Annotated in this window: 12 protein-coding genes; 5 read left to right on the top strand and 7 right to left on the bottom strand. The window is 56.3% G+C overall.

Annotation, left to right across the window (positions count from 1 at the left end):
- Window position 1 precedes the first annotated feature (1 nt).
- Genes QP503_RS06295 through QP503_RS06315 form a run of 5 tightly spaced genes read right to left on the bottom strand, consistent with a single transcriptional unit; the run spans window position 2 to window position 4966 of the window.
- Window positions 2-1222: a metallophosphoesterase family protein gene (locus QP503_RS06295; RefSeq protein WP_103633520.1), complete on the bottom strand. Its 1221-nt coding sequence runs from the start codon at window positions 1220-1222 to the stop codon at window positions 2-4.
- A 51-nt stretch (window positions 1223-1273) separates the two neighbouring features.
- Window positions 1274-2071, bottom strand: coding sequence for a histidinol-phosphatase (gene hisN, locus QP503_RS06300; protein ID WP_103633521.1), 798 nt, complete (start codon window positions 2069-2071; stop codon window positions 1274-1276).
- A gap of 9 nt (window positions 2072-2080) precedes the next feature.
- Window positions 2081-3151 carry a ribosome small subunit-dependent GTPase A gene (gene rsgA / locus QP503_RS06305; protein WP_285101424.1) on the bottom strand — a complete coding sequence of 357 codons (1071 nt, stop codon included), beginning with the start codon at window positions 3149-3151 and terminating at the stop codon, window positions 2081-2083.
- Window positions 3141-4475 carry a 3-phosphoshikimate 1-carboxyvinyltransferase gene (gene aroA / locus QP503_RS06310; RefSeq protein ID WP_285101426.1) on the bottom strand — a complete coding sequence of 445 codons (1335 nt, stop codon included), beginning with the start codon at window positions 4473-4475 and terminating at the stop codon, window positions 3141-3143. Before aroA ends, rsgA begins: the two co-directional genes overlap by 11 nt.
- Entirely contained in the window at window positions 4472-4966 is a 495-nt protein-coding gene (locus tag QP503_RS06315; RefSeq protein WP_179370525.1) for a hypothetical protein, read from the bottom strand. Before QP503_RS06315 ends, aroA begins: the two co-directional genes overlap by 4 nt.
- A gap of 134 nt (window positions 4967-5100) precedes the next feature.
- Between QP503_RS06315 and QP503_RS06320 the strand changes: the two genes are divergently transcribed.
- The 3 genes from QP503_RS06320 to QP503_RS08910 all read left to right on the top strand — a co-directional run bounded on the left by QP503_RS06320 (window position 5101) and on the right by QP503_RS08910 (window position 6190).
- Window positions 5101-5706 carry a sigma-70 family RNA polymerase sigma factor gene (locus QP503_RS06320; RefSeq protein WP_179370524.1) on the top strand — a complete coding sequence of 202 codons (606 nt, stop codon included), beginning with the start codon at window positions 5101-5103 and terminating at the stop codon, window positions 5704-5706.
- Entirely contained in the window at window positions 5699-6025 is a 327-nt protein-coding gene (locus QP503_RS06325; RefSeq protein ID WP_179370523.1) for an anti-sigma factor family protein, read from the top strand. The genes QP503_RS06320 and QP503_RS06325 overlap by 8 nt, the downstream gene beginning before the upstream one ends.
- A gap of 90 nt (window positions 6026-6115) precedes the next feature.
- Window positions 6116-6190: a 50S ribosomal protein bL37 gene (locus QP503_RS08910; protein WP_373273797.1), complete on the top strand. Its 75-nt coding sequence runs from the start codon at window positions 6116-6118 to the stop codon at window positions 6188-6190.
- A gap of 67 nt (window positions 6191-6257) precedes the next feature.
- Here QP503_RS08910 and QP503_RS06330 read toward each other — a convergent pair whose 3' ends face one another.
- Window positions 6258-6857 carry a GDSL-type esterase/lipase family protein gene (locus QP503_RS06330; protein WP_006681769.1) on the bottom strand — a complete coding sequence of 200 codons (600 nt, stop codon included), beginning with the start codon at window positions 6855-6857 and terminating at the stop codon, window positions 6258-6260.
- A 14-nt stretch (window positions 6858-6871) separates the two neighbouring features.
- Window positions 6872-10696, bottom strand: a complete 3825-nt coding sequence (locus tag QP503_RS06335; RefSeq protein WP_480939267.1) for a multifunctional oxoglutarate decarboxylase/oxoglutarate dehydrogenase thiamine pyrophosphate-binding subunit/dihydrolipoyllysine-residue succinyltransferase subunit — start codon at window positions 10694-10696, stop codon at window positions 6872-6874.
- A gap of 236 nt (window positions 10697-10932) precedes the next feature.
- Between QP503_RS06335 and QP503_RS06340 the strand changes: the two genes are divergently transcribed.
- Both QP503_RS06340 and QP503_RS06345 read left to right on the top strand, forming a co-directional pair.
- Entirely contained in the window at window positions 10933-12264 is a 1332-nt protein-coding gene (locus tag QP503_RS06340; protein ID WP_103633627.1) for a hemolysin family protein, read from the top strand.
- Complete coding sequence (locus QP503_RS06345; protein ID WP_103633525.1) at window positions 12261-13325, top strand: hemolysin family protein; 1065 nt, start codon at window positions 12261-12263, stop codon at window positions 13323-13325. The genes QP503_RS06340 and QP503_RS06345 overlap by 4 nt, the downstream gene beginning before the upstream one ends.
- Window positions 13326-13443 lie beyond the last annotated feature (118 nt).

The raw sequence follows: 13443 nt of genomic DNA on the forward strand, positions 1-13443 counted from the left end.
ATCAGGCCTGCTTCCTTACTTGTTCCCACGTGTCTTGAATGATGCCTCTCTCGGTGTCGGTGAGTTTTGCTCCGCCTAAGAGCTCAAAAAACTCGAGAGAGATTTCAGTATCGCTACGAGACGAAACCGCAGATACTCCCGTGTGAGACGGCGGAGTAAGCGATGACTCGTGCTGGATGATCAACGCGTACGGATAGATCGTTTTCAACCGTGGGATCATACGATCGGGTCGAAGATCATCGGTCACCGTGATGGAGCAATAGGATGCTTGATCATTCGGGTCAGGGTCAGTGATCAGCTGGTCCATCGTTCCGCGTAGAACAGCAATCGAACGATGAACAGGAATAGCAATCGGTTGCGGGTGAAGGTATCCCGCTTCGTCCACTGCATCGGTGTCCAGCAAGTACACGCGCTTGGTTACCCGATATTCCGAGAAAGAATATGCGACTGGTGAACCCGAATAGAACACGGGAACAACGGTTCCTGAAATCTGTTGAGGACGGTGCAGGTGCCCAGCTGCGACGTATGCAAGGTGTGCCACCGGCGCGTTTTTCCCGCCAAGCGTGTCAAAGATTCCCGCCGGCACATGGGCAACGCCACCGACTTCGATATTGCGCTCTGAATCCGATGCGCTACCGCCGGTGATAAACGCATGAGGCATCGCAATCGCCGGACGCACATCACCCTGAGCGCGGCGTTTACGCAGGTCGTTATGGATTCGACGCAACGCTGCCCCCATTACGGCTTCGTGTGAGCGCGCCAGGGGAACAGGCAGTGAGGTTTCTTCATCGATCTCTTGATCGGACAGGATCTGACGAACAAGGTCAGGTTCAAGATAAGGCACGGGATAGATCAACGCACCGTCGTCGAAAGTGCCGCACTCAATCGCAGTGCCGATTCGTTCCGGTTCAGTCTCTATGACAAGTGAATCACTGAGAAGAGCAGAGAACATTCCCAAACGAATGGGGCCATCGTGATTCCCGGACGTCAGAATAATGCGCGTATGACCAGCCAAATCGGTCAAGTAGCGGGACAACTGGCGTACTGCATGAACCGGTGGAACGCTACGGTCAAAAACATCGCCACTAATCAGAACAACATCGACTTTGCGCTGGATAACCAGTTCCTTTAACCAGCTAAAGAAGGCATCAATGGAGTCAGATAGGGACTCGCCGTGAAGCGTGCGCCCAACGTGCCAATCCGATGTGTGAAGAATCTGCATGCTTCTAGTGTGAGGCATACCGTGTACAAACCGAATTGCACTCTCGACGGATTAGTCCTTTGGCCAGTGGAAATGATCAAGAATCTGGTCGTGAAGCAAGCCGTTTGATGCGAGTGCATTCGCTCCCCAGGGGCCTGCTACTCCGGACAAAGACGTAAAGCGCCCACCTGCTTCAGTCACAATTGGCACCAGCGCGGCCATGTCATAAAGCTCAAGCTCAGGTTCACAAGCGACGTCAACAGCGCCGGTGGCGACCAACATGTAGCTGAAGAAATCACCGTAGGCGCGCGTGCGCCAAACGCGAGCCTGCAAATCAATGAACTCGTCGATCCGCCCAACTTGCTGCCAACCCGTCAGCGACGAATACGATAGCGACGCCTCCGACAGGGCATTGATTGTGGAAACGTGCAGAGTATGAGGGGCATTCGAGCCAAACTGTTCCCATGCTCCGCCACCTTGGGATGCCCACCAGCGTCGTCCCAACGCAGGCGCCGACACAACACCGACAACAACATCGGAACCATCAACCAGTGCAATCAATGTCGCCCACACGGGGACATTGCGCACAAAGTTCTTCGTGCCATCGATCGGGTCAATGATCCAACGTCGCGTCCCCGCCCCAGACGAACCGCGTTCTTCTCCGTAGATCGCATCATCTGGGCGGCGAGTCGCTAACGCAGTGCGGATCATGTCTTCGACACCACGATCCGCGTCTGACACGGGCGTGAGATCAGGCTTTGACTCAACAACAAGATCAGATGCTTGAAAGCGCGCCATTGTGATTTCATCAGCGTGATCAGCAAGATCTAATGCTATTTTCAGATCATCAGCGTAACGAGAGTCAGGCATGTCTTCACTCTAGCGCGCATCGCGTGACGCTTGCTTTGCCACGTTAACGGCATCAAGCAGGCGACGCGCTGACAGTGCCATAGCGTTGCGACGCGCAGAGTCTTCATGACAGACAGCCTCAAACGGGGCCTCGCCACGCACCCAAGCGTCGATTGCGCAACTCGGTTCGCCCTCCGCATGGGAACAGAGGGGGAGGCACCACGAGGTTGCTTCTGCAACTTCCGGGAATACTCCCAGAACGTCTTCTTCGTCTACGTGCCCCAGGCCGAAAGAACGGACGCCGGGCGTGTCCATAATCCATCCGCCCTCGGGCAGTTCGAATGCTTCGGAGGAAGTGGACGTATGGCGTCCCCGTCCCGTCACTTCATTGACGTGCCCGACACTGCGGTGAGCATCAGGAACCAGCGCATTGATCAGCGTTGACTTTCCGACACCCGAATGCCCGACAAGCACGGAGAAATGACCCGCAAGCTCGCCCTTTAATGCCCCGAGTCCCTCAGTGGGAGTGGCCTTACCACCCTCAAGCGCCTGCGTAACAATAATGCGGAAGCCAAATGGAGTATAGGTCGCAAGAAGCTCGCTTGGGACGCCAAGATCGGACTTCGTGAGGCAGAGGATGGGGGTCATTCCGGCTTCATATGCGGCCACCAAACATCGGTCAATCATGCCGGTTCGAGGTGGCGGATCGGCCAGCGCGACGACGATACACATAGTGTCCGCGTTCGCGACAATCGCCTTTTCTCCGCGTTGGTCGGGTGCATCTTCCAATGATCGACGAAGGATGGAAGTACGTTCTTCGACGGCGACAATTCGAGCCAGCGTATCGACGCGTCCCGAAACGTCCCCGGTTACGCGCACGCGGTCACCCATGATCACCGACCCGCGCTTCAGCTCTTTGGCGCGAACAGCATTCAGAGTTGTCGCGTCGTCCATCCTGACGCGGTATCGCCCACGATCAATAGCAATGACGTGCCCGAGCGGTGAAGTAGACCAATCTGGGCGAATTTTTGTTCGTGGACGCTTTGACTTTCCTGCGCGAACTTTGACGCGCGGATCGTCGGTTCCAGTGTCACGCCTCAATGGAAGCCTCCTTGCTTGAAGCGACAAGCGATGCCCACATGAAAGGGAAATCGGGCAATGTCTTTGATGTGCACGCAATATCGTCCAGCGTTGTGCCCGGAATTCCCAATCCTAGGATTGCTGCGAAGGTTGCCATTCGGTGGTCGGCATAGGCGTGGTGGAGCGCGGGCGTCGGAGTGGTGGGGGGAGTGATCGCCAGATAATCTGTCCCCTCATCGACCTGGCAACCACATGCCCGCAGTTCTGTTGCCAAAGCGGCTAGACGGTCAGTTTCATGACCTCGCAGATGACCGATACCTCGTAGAAGCGAAGGTGAATCAGCGAAAACGGTGAGCGCAGCAATCGTCGGCGTGAGTTCCCCGACATCTGCCAGATCCACATCGATTCCGCGAATATGGCCGGCCTTCGCGCTCACAGTCAGTGCGCCATCGTGTAGAGTAACGTCGGCTCCCAGCCGTGGAAGAATGTCGCGCCATGCGTCACCGGCCTGCGTCGTTTCGGCGGGCCAATGCGGGATCGTCACCTTTCCGCCACACACCAGTGCGGCTGCGAGGAAAGGGCCAGCATTCGACAGGTCGGGTTCGATCGAATTGACGAGGCCGCGCGACCGTTCGTTGATGACATGCCAGGAATGGAACGCGGGGGCACCTTCGTCTATTTCCTCGACATCGCATCCGCGCGCTCGCATGGTCTGACAGGTCATTTCAATGTGGGGGAGCGAAACGACTTTACCGAGTGCACTGATCGTTACAGGATGGCTGAGCATAGGCGCAACCAACAGCAGGGATGACACGAATTGTGATGATGCGCAAGCGTCGACCGTGATTGTTGCTCCCGCCGGAAGGTGGAGTGGTCCTTGAATAGTGAAAGGCAGGAATCCTTCTTCGCCGTGGTAGGTGATCGTGGCACCACACTGCGCAAGAGCGTCCAGGAGTGGCTTGAGGGGGCGTAGACGAGCGCCCTCATCACCATCGAAATGAGTGATCCGACTGTTGAGTGCAGCCAAGGGCGGAATAAAACGCATCACCGTGCCGGAAAGCCCACAATCGATGGAGATCTCATCGGTGTGCTCTGGCGCTTGAGGATCAAGAGGGACAACGTGCGCCGAGGTGCCGGAAAACTCAATGTCAGCGCCCAACAGTCGAAGGGCGTCTATAAACAATCGAGTATCCCGCGAATCAAGAACCCCGGTCAGTGAAGAAGGAGAATCAGCGGTCGCTGCAAGATAAAGCTCACGAGCCGACAGTGACTTCGACCCGGGGATCTCAATAGTTGCATCTAACGTGCCCGATGCTACGGGCGCCTGCCATAGGCGGGAAGTCAAGCGGAAACCTTTGTCGCCAGAGCTTTCTCACGTTCTAGGGCGCGGCGTGCCTGCCACTGATTGACTCGCCATGACACTGACGGGGCACCCACGCGATCTGTGCTGGCCAGCGCATATGCTCCAGCAAGTGCGAAACGGGATGCCATTCCAGAGGTCATTTCACGGCGCTCAGCGCGACTACGAGCAGTCCAGAGCGGATGATTCACAAGAGCCATCGGAATCGAAATAGCCGCAAGAACCGTAGCGCTTGTCCGAGGAGCCTTACCAAGAGCAAAACATGTGGCTGCACCCAGCATCACGCCACCTAAAACCCGCGTTGCAACAGTCAGCTGCTCATCGGTGGGAACGGCCTCGCCCGCCACCGTATCCATCAGCGGACGGACAACGTGAGCGCGCTCGACGTGCACTTCAGGCTCACGCAGAGCTGAAATGCCATCGAGGAGGGCGGGAAGCGCCAAAGCTGGCCTTGCACATGCACGAAGAAGATTCATGCCTCTATTGTCCGATGAAAAGCGGTTTTCGTGAGCCACAACGCGCTTGATTATGGAATACAAACCTCGTCCGCACGCGTTCACAGACGTATGAACCACACGATTTGGGTCTCCAACGCTTACCCTTAAGAGTGATGACTACTTTCGACAACGCTTCTCGTCCCTTTGTAGAAGTGGAACTAGATCAGACATTCGTCCGCGATGCCATCCCGTACGAAAAAATGCTCTTCCGCGCAGCACTGCGACTGACAGGTAACAGAACAGACGCTGAAGACCTCGTACAAGAGACCTATCTTCGCGCATATGCGAAGTTCCATCAATACGCTCAAGGCACCAATTTGAAAGCCTGGCTCTACCGGATACTGACGAACACCTTCATCTCCGAATATCGCAAAGCGCAACGTCGCCCCAAACACTCGCCTAACGAAGACGTCGAAGACTGGCAGCTCATGCAAGCAGCTTCTCACGACTCAGTTGCTTTGGAATCGGCGGAAACCGAAGCTCTCGCTCGGATTCCGTCAACACAAATTCAAGAAGCATTACACAGCCTGAGCGACGAACAGCGAGCAGTTGTTGTACTCGCCGATGTTGAATCGCTCAGCTACAAAGAGATTGCCGACATACTCGACATTCCGATTGGAACCGTCATGTCGCGTCTCTCTAGAGGCCGAGCAAGCCTGCGCCGAACACTCGCAGACCTTGCCAAAGAATATGGAATTACAGGAGATAACAATGAGTGAAGCCATCGGATGCGACGCGTTCCGAGAAGCGCTCTTCGCCCTGGTGGATTGTGAAGAATGCGAAGAACGTCGCTCGCTCATTGATACCGGAACAGTCGAAGGCCCCTGCGAACGCGAACGCCTTGCCTTGATCGCGCATGCTTCTGGATGCGAGCACTGCGCCCAAGAATTAGACCGTGAACGCCATGTGCGAACCGCGTTGCGACACTTCTTCGATGACGAGCCTCTTCCCGAAGGATTCGAAGCCCGTCTGCTTGCTCGCCTCTCATCGGTTCAGGTTGAAACAACATCTGTATATGTCGAAACGTCAGGGCAGTGACGTGTGTCGCTAGGGCGGTCAGCCTGTTGGCTTAACCGCTGTTTTTATGGGAAACTGTCAGGGTTGAATTCAAAACTTGAGGAGATCAACATGTCGAAGAGGGGCCGCAAGCGTCGCGATCGTAAGAAGCACGGTGCGAACCACGGCAAGCGTCCAAACGCATGAGCCGTCTTTAACGCAATGCCCGGAGGCTAAAGCCTCCGGGCATTTTGTTTTATCAGTTTCCTTCGCATTACTCGCGAGGCGTCGCCCCCGTCCATTCGTACCACCCTGAATGCAGTACGAGCCACGCCATCAAGGCGTATCCGGACTGGCCGGGAAGCGTCAGCCCTGAATCCGTTCGCGCCCTCGAGGCTGCCATGTCTTCAAACCACTGATCGTGCGCAACAAGGGGAGTGTACGTATCAACGTAAGGAAGGCCACGGCGCTGGCATACTTCACTCATCGAACGGGAAAGCTGAGCAACCGACGACGAATCGCTCCCGGCAAGAGGTGGAGGTCCCACCACGAAGCAAGGAATCCCCAGCGAGGCGGCACGATCGGTGATATTCGCCAGATTCAAACGCGAACGAGCCGAGCTTAAACCCGCTGAAATATCAGCGGTACCAACACCGACAATCAAACCGCGAGGTCCTTCGGCACCCAAGCGGAGCCCGACTTCCGATTCCCAACGCGCTGCCAGGCTATTCGTGGATTCCCCGGGAACACCCAATGTCATCACCGTTGGAGCCGTTGCAAACTCTGATCGAGCAAGCACGCGACCAATCCAGCCGAGCGCTCGCGGGTCACCAGTTCCAGTGACCAGTTCGTCTCCGATAACGCAAAGTCTCATTGGGCTCCCTCGAGTCAGCGAGCAAATGCTGCTGCCATGAGTTCGGCGTTCTGCCGCTTGTGATCCGATCCTCGACCGGCTGCGGTTGTTGCCGATTCGGGGCGAGAGACAAGGCGAACAGGACGTTCAAACTCCATGAACATATTGAGTGCCAGGAACGGCCAGGGACCTTGGTTCTTCGGCTCATCCTGAACCCACATAATTTCTGCGTGCGGGTAGCGGGCAAGCTCTAAAGCAAGCTCCTGGGCGGGAAGCGGGTAGAACTGTTCAAGACGAATGATTGCCGTTGAACGATCGCCACGCGCTTTGCGTTCCTTAACAAGGTCATAGTAAATGCGTCCGGAACAGATCAAGACCCTAGTGACCTGCGTTGCATCAATCGACGGATCAACTTCACCAATGATTGGTCTAAAGGTCCCAGATGTGAAGTCTTCAATCTTAGAAGTTGCGGCGGCAAGACGGAGCAGTTGCTTGGGCGTGAAGGCAATCAGAGGCTTACGCGGGCGTCGATAGGCTTGCTGACGCAACATATGGAAGTGATTAGCCGGAGTAGACGGCTGAACGATCCACATATTGTCCTGGGCAGCCAACTGCAGGTAACGCTCGATACGCGCCGACGAGTGGTCGGGACCCTGACCTTCGAAACCGTGGGGAAGCATCATCACCAAGGAAGAACGCTGGCCCCACTTCTGCTCGGCGGAGCATACGAACTCATCGATGACGGGCTGCGCACCGTTCGCGAAGTCACCGAACTGTGCTTCCCAGACGGTCAGAGCATCGGGACGTTCCACCGAATAACCGTAGTCGTATGCGAGCACCGCATACTCCGACAGGGGAGAGTCGAAGATATCGAACTTCGCCTGCGTTGGGGTCAGGAACTGAAGCGGTGTGAATTCACGGCCGTTCGTGTTGTCGTGAAGAACAGCGTGGCGCTGGACGAAGGTCGCGCGACGTGCGTCTTCACCCGAGAAACGAACGGGCGTTCCCTCCATCAGCAGTGTGCCAAGAGCCAAGAGTTCGCCGAATCCCCAGTCAATGGGACGCTTCCCGTAGGCCATTTCTTGGCGTCGCTCGCAGAGCTGAGCCATCTTCGGATGCGGGGTAAAGCCGGGCGGGAAGGAAACGTGAGCGTCACCGATGCGGCGGATTTCTTCCGTCGTTGTTGCTGAGTGCCAGCCAATCATCATGCCGGAACCGGGCAACTGAGAGTCGGGCATCAACCAGCCGGCGCTTTCCTTCTCAGCATCATCTTGCGGTGCCCACCCGTTTTCGCGAGTTTCGGACAGGATGCGCGAGAGCTCGTTCTCGTACGCGGTCGCCGAAGCGAGGGCCTCGTCTTCTGTCAGTTGGTGACGACCAACGAGGTTCCGCGTGTAAACGGTGCGTGTCGACGGGATCTTATTAATCAATCCGTACATGACGGGCTGGGTCATCGACGGGTCATCACCTTCGTTGTGACCGCGACGGCGGTAGCAGACCATGTCGATGATGACGTCCTTATGGAACGTATTGCGGTACTCGAAGGCGAGTGCTGCCATGCGGACAACAGCTTCCGGATCGTCGCCGTTCACATGGAGGATCGGTACCTGGAGGCCCTTGGCAAGGTCGGTGGGGTAGCGGGTCGAACGGCCAGACGTTGGTCCGGTTGTGAAGCCAATCTGGTTGTTCACGATCACGTGGATCGTGCCACCGGTCTTGTAACCGGTCAGCTGGCTCATATTGAAGGTTTCCTGGACAACACCTTGGCCAATGAACGCGGCGTCGCCGTGAACCAGAACAGGGATAATTGGCAGGCTTTCATCGCCAAGCGCTTCCTGCTTGGCGCGGACAATGCCTTCTAGGACGGCGTCGGCGGCCTCGAGGTGCGATGGGTTAGCGCCCATGTACACCTTCGTTGCCACACCGTCTTCCAAGGTGTAGACGCCCCAGGTTCCTAGGTGATACTTCACGTCACCGGAGCCCTGAACCGACGAAGTATCTTGGTTTCCTTCAAACTCGGAGAAGATCTGCGCGTAGGACTTGCCAGCAATATTCGCCAGAACATTCAGTCGACCACGGTGCGCCATTCCGATCGCAACTTCGTGGATACCTTCTCGTGCCGATCGTGCAAGGACCTCATCAAGAAGCGGGATCAGTGACTCGCCACCTTCAAGGGAGAAACGCTTCTGTCCCATGAACTTGGTCTGAAGGAACTCTTCGAATGCTTCGGCGCGGATCAGCGTCGATAGAATTCGACGCTGTTCAACTGGAGTGGGAACTTCGTAGGGGAGTTCGATGCGGTGCTGGACCCACTGTCGTTGCTCGGGATCCTGAATATGCATGTATTCAATGCCGACGCTACGCGTGTACGTGTCGGACAGGCGAGTCAGGATATCGCGTAGCAACATTTGCTGTTGGCCACCGAATCCGCCGGTCGGGAAGGGACGATCGAGGTCCCATACGGACAGGCCGTACTGGGTGATATCCAGGTCGGGGTGGCGGCGCACGCGGTATGCCAACGGGTCCGTGTCTGCGGCAAGGTGACCGCGTGAGCGGAATGCGTGGATCAGCTCTACGATGCGCGCGGGCTTCCCCTTCTCACGCTCGACGTCGTACTCGTGGTCCGCTTCCCAGGCGTAGGGGTACTGGGGGATGTGAAGTGAAGAGAAAACGCGTTCGTAGAATCCATCCAGACCCGACAGCTTTTTATCGATGAGCGCGAGGAACTGGCCGGAGGCCGCACCTTGAATAATGCGGTGGTCGTAGGTCGACGACATAAACATGGTTTTGCCGATGCCCATTGCAGCCAGCTTGCGCGGGGAAACTCCGCGGTATTCGGCGGGGTAGTCGGTTGCGCCAACACCGATAATGAGGCCCTGCCCCTTCATTAGGCGAGGAACAGATGTTGTTGTACCGATTGTTCCAGGGTTTGTCAGAGTAACGGTTGCCCCTTGGAAGTCAGCGGTACCAAGATCGCCTGTGCGCGCACGCTTGACCAGATCCTGATATGCGTCAACGAATTCCATGAAGGTCATGGTGTCTGCCTTGTGGACGACCGGGACCATCAGAGAACGCCCGCCGGAGGCGTTGGTGACGTCAATTGCTAAGCCGAATCCGACGTGGGCTAGACGGTGGATCGCGGCCTTGGTGCCTTCCATCTGATAGCGGACGTTCATATCCGGCATTTCGCACAGAGCCTCGACCAAGGCGTAGCCAATCAGGTGGGTGAAGGAAACCTTGCCACCAACGGTGCGCGCCAAGTGAGCGTTGATCAGAGCGCGGTTTTCAATCAGGAGCTTCGCAGGTATCTGACGCTGTGACGTTGCAGTGGGAACAGAGAGGGATTCATCCATGTTCTTCGCGGTTGCGCGTGCCACGCCCTTGAGGATGTGGAGCTCGTCTTCCTCGGCAAGATCAGTGTTGAGTGATGCGGCGGTGTGGCCGTGCATCTGACGAGTATAGGGAGACGTTGCTTCCATGATGCGCGCCGGAGGAGCCGGGGGCAGGTCAGAACGCGTCACGGACTCCACGTTCGTTTCCGGTGCGTCCGCTTCGGGTTCCTCGAACACAGATTCAGCTAAGATACGTGCTTTCGGCTGTGCGAAGTGTGTCGTGGGGTGATCGTGGATCGACGAGGCCGCCGGCGGGAAAACCGCGGCCTGAACGGGGGCGGGGTGCGATGCGGCCGGAGCGGCCTCGGCAGTTGGCTGAGGAACACGCAACTGAGGAGGAGCGGACTCGGTCGCAAAAAATGCGCGCCACGAGGGATCAACCGAAGTTGGATCCGCCTGATACGCGCGACGCATGGTGTCGACGTACCAATTATTTGCCTGCGGCTGTGCTCCGTTGTCAGTTGCCACGAGAATCTCCGTTCTGTTCAGCCGTGAACCCTACGGCAAAGCATACGGACAGTCTGGGTCTTTAGGCCCGATTTTATAGAGATTGGATATAGCCTGAACGCGTCTTTGGGGAAAAGAAGAAGAATTTTTGGTGAAACTGGCAACAGAGTGGATTCTTGTGCTACACAGAGCACGAATCGGTAAACTGAACGGGTTATGGATTCTGATTTACCATCCAACAGTAAGGTCACGCAGTGATCGCAACTATTGCGATGCTCGTGCTTGGCATCGTTCTGATAATCGGCACATTTATTTTCGTGTCTGCGGAGTTTTCGCTGGTCGCGCTCGATCAAGCGGTCGTTGAAAAGCGATTCCAAGCCGGCGACAAATCCGCCGGAGAAGTCCTGAAGGCAACGAAAACACTGTCGACCCAGCTCTCTGGAGCCCAAGTTGGTATTACGCTGACCACGATTCTTCTCGGCTACACCACGCAGGTAACAATCGCTGACCTTCTTGAAACGGCACTCGGAAGTGCTGGTTTAGCGGCTGGGCTTGCCACGGGTATCGCCGCGATTGTGGCGGCAGTTTTCATTAACGCCGTATCAATGCTCTTTGGTGAGCTGGTTCCAAAGAACCTTGCGCTCGCTCACCCCTTAAAAACCGCGGGTCTTGTCGTTCCCTTTCATATGTTCTTCACTGCGCTGATGAAGCCGATTATTTTCGTTTTGAACGGGTCGGCGAACGCGGTGCTCAAACTGGTGAACATCGAGCCTCAGGAAGAGATCTCATCTGCTCGGTCAGCGTCTGAACTCGAAGCAATGGTTCGACACTCAGCCGAAGAAGGCACGATCGACACGTCGACCGCCTCGTTGTTGACGAACTCAATCCGCCTGTCCGAGTTCACCGCTGCCGACGTCATGACAGACCGCGGGCTGCTTCACTTCCTGCCGGACACCGCCGTCGCATCTGATGTTGTCGCCCTCTCACGAGAAACCGGGCACTCACGTTTTCCGATCGTCGGTGAGGATTTAGATGACATCATCGGCTTGGTTTCGTTGCGCCGTGCCATCGGAGTTCCTTTCGAGCGTCGCGACGAGGTCCCCGTTGTGTCTGCATCCCTGATGGCAGAGGTTCCATCGGTTCCCGAAACAGTCCCCATTGGTCCTCTGATGGTGCAATTGCGTGACGAAGGCCTGCAAATGGCAATCGTCGTCGATGAATACGGTGGGGTGGCAGGTGTTGTCACTTTGGAGGACGTCATCGAAGAAATCGTTGGTGAAGTGTCCGACGAGCATGATGGGCGTCGCCTCGGAATCCGTACCCGTGCCGACGGCGCTCTGCTGATCCCCGGAACCCTGCGCCCCGATGAGCTCTTCGAACGAACTCGGATCGCCCTTCCTGAAGACAACGCCTACGACACGATAGGCGGCCTCGTGATGGCCCAACTTGGACGCATCCCGATGGTTGGCGACCGCGTTGACGTGCACTCAGTGATCCTCGAAGTTGAACACATGCAGGGTCGACGCATTATGCAGATAGCGCTCTATGTGCCTGATCAGGAAGATGAAGAACCGGAGGTTCAGCTATGAGCGCCGGTTGGGGTCTTGGAATCACCGTTGTGTTGCTGGCAATGAATGCTTTCTTCGTCGCCGGAGAATTTGCGACGACATCGTCGCGCCGTTCGCAGATCGAGCCTCTCTGCGAAGAAAAGCGTCGCGGAAGCGCTCAGGCGATGTTCGCACTTGAACACGTATCATTGATGCTCGCTATCTGTCAGCTGGGTGTCACGGTCGCATCAACAACCCTCGGCGTCGTCGCAGAACCGGCGATCGCGCACCTCGTGGAGCATCCGCTGGTTTCACTGGGCTTACCTGCCTCGTCGGCGCACATCGTTGGTTTTATTGTCGCACTGATTATCGTGTTGTTCCTGCACGTAGTGTTCGGTGAAATGGTGCCGAAGAACGTGTCGATCGCAAACCCGGCACGACTCCTTCTGCTTCTTGCGCCGCCTCTGGTGGCAATTGGACACGTTGTCAGCCCGATTATCCACGCAATGGATTCATTGGCGAACTGGTTCCTGTCACTTCGTGGAATTGAACCTAAATCTGAAATTGCGGCAACGTTTACAGCCGAAGAAGTGGCCTCCATCGTCGAATACTCGACCGCTGAAGGAGCTTTGAGTGACGACTTTGGTCTGCTCTCGGGAACCTTGGAATTCTCGACTGAAACCGCTGGGTCAGCGATGGTTCCTTTGGGTGACCTGGTTACTTTGGAGCCCGATGTCACCCCCGACGAGGTTGAAAAAGAAGTCGCTCGAACAGGTTTCTCGCGCTTCCCGATCGTTGCTCAATCCGGTGAAATCGCTGGGTACATTCACCTGAAGGACGTACTCTATGCCGATGCTACGAATCGCACTCAACCGATTCCCGCCTGGCGTATCCGCAAGATGGAAACCGTTGCATCAACCGATGAAGTCGAAGACGCGCTCCGCGCAATGCAACGTTCGGGAACGCACTGTGCACTGGTGAAAAACCAAGCAGGAGAACGAATTGGCGTGCTCTTCCTTGAAGATGTTCTAGAAGAATTGGTCGGCGAGGTTCGTGACTCATTGCAACGCGATGTGATCACTCGCGACCGCGATGAGTTATGACTCCCACTTTCAACCAAACCTCTTTAACCGCCAGGCAATACGATGTAGGTTAGTAAGCGTTGAACTCGGGCACTCACTTCGAGGGCAACTCCCTGAAATCAGCAGATGAAAAGGAACG

This window comes from Pauljensenia sp. UMB0895 (assembly GCF_030218905.1).
GTDB classification, from domain to species: domain Bacteria; phylum Actinomycetota; class Actinomycetes; order Actinomycetales; family Actinomycetaceae; genus Pauljensenia; species Pauljensenia turicensis_A.

Excerpts from the sequence above, each read along its gene's own strand:
- QP503_RS06295 (WP_103633520.1), bottom strand. The coding sequence starts at position 1,222 with ATGCAGATTCTTCACACATCGGATTGGCACGTTGGGCGCACGCTTCAC.
- hisN (WP_103633521.1), bottom strand. The coding sequence starts at position 2,071 with ATGCCTGACTCTCGTTACGCTGATGATCTGAAAATAGCATTAGATCTT.
- QP503_RS06315 (WP_179370525.1), bottom strand. The coding sequence starts at position 4,966 with ATGAATCTTCTTCGTGCATGTGCAAGGCCAGCTTTGGCGCTTCCCGCC.
- QP503_RS06320 (WP_179370524.1), top strand. The coding sequence starts at position 5,101 with ATGACTACTTTCGACAACGCTTCTCGTCCCTTTGTAGAAGTGGAACTA.
- QP503_RS06325 (WP_179370523.1), top strand. The coding sequence starts at position 5,699 with ATGAGTGAAGCCATCGGATGCGACGCGTTCCGAGAAGCGCTCTTCGCC.
- QP503_RS06330 (WP_006681769.1), bottom strand. The coding sequence starts at position 6,857 with ATGAGACTTTGCGTTATCGGAGACGAACTGGTCACTGGAACTGGTGAC.
- QP503_RS06345 (WP_103633525.1), top strand. The coding sequence starts at position 12,261 with ATGAGCGCCGGTTGGGGTCTTGGAATCACCGTTGTGTTGCTGGCAATG.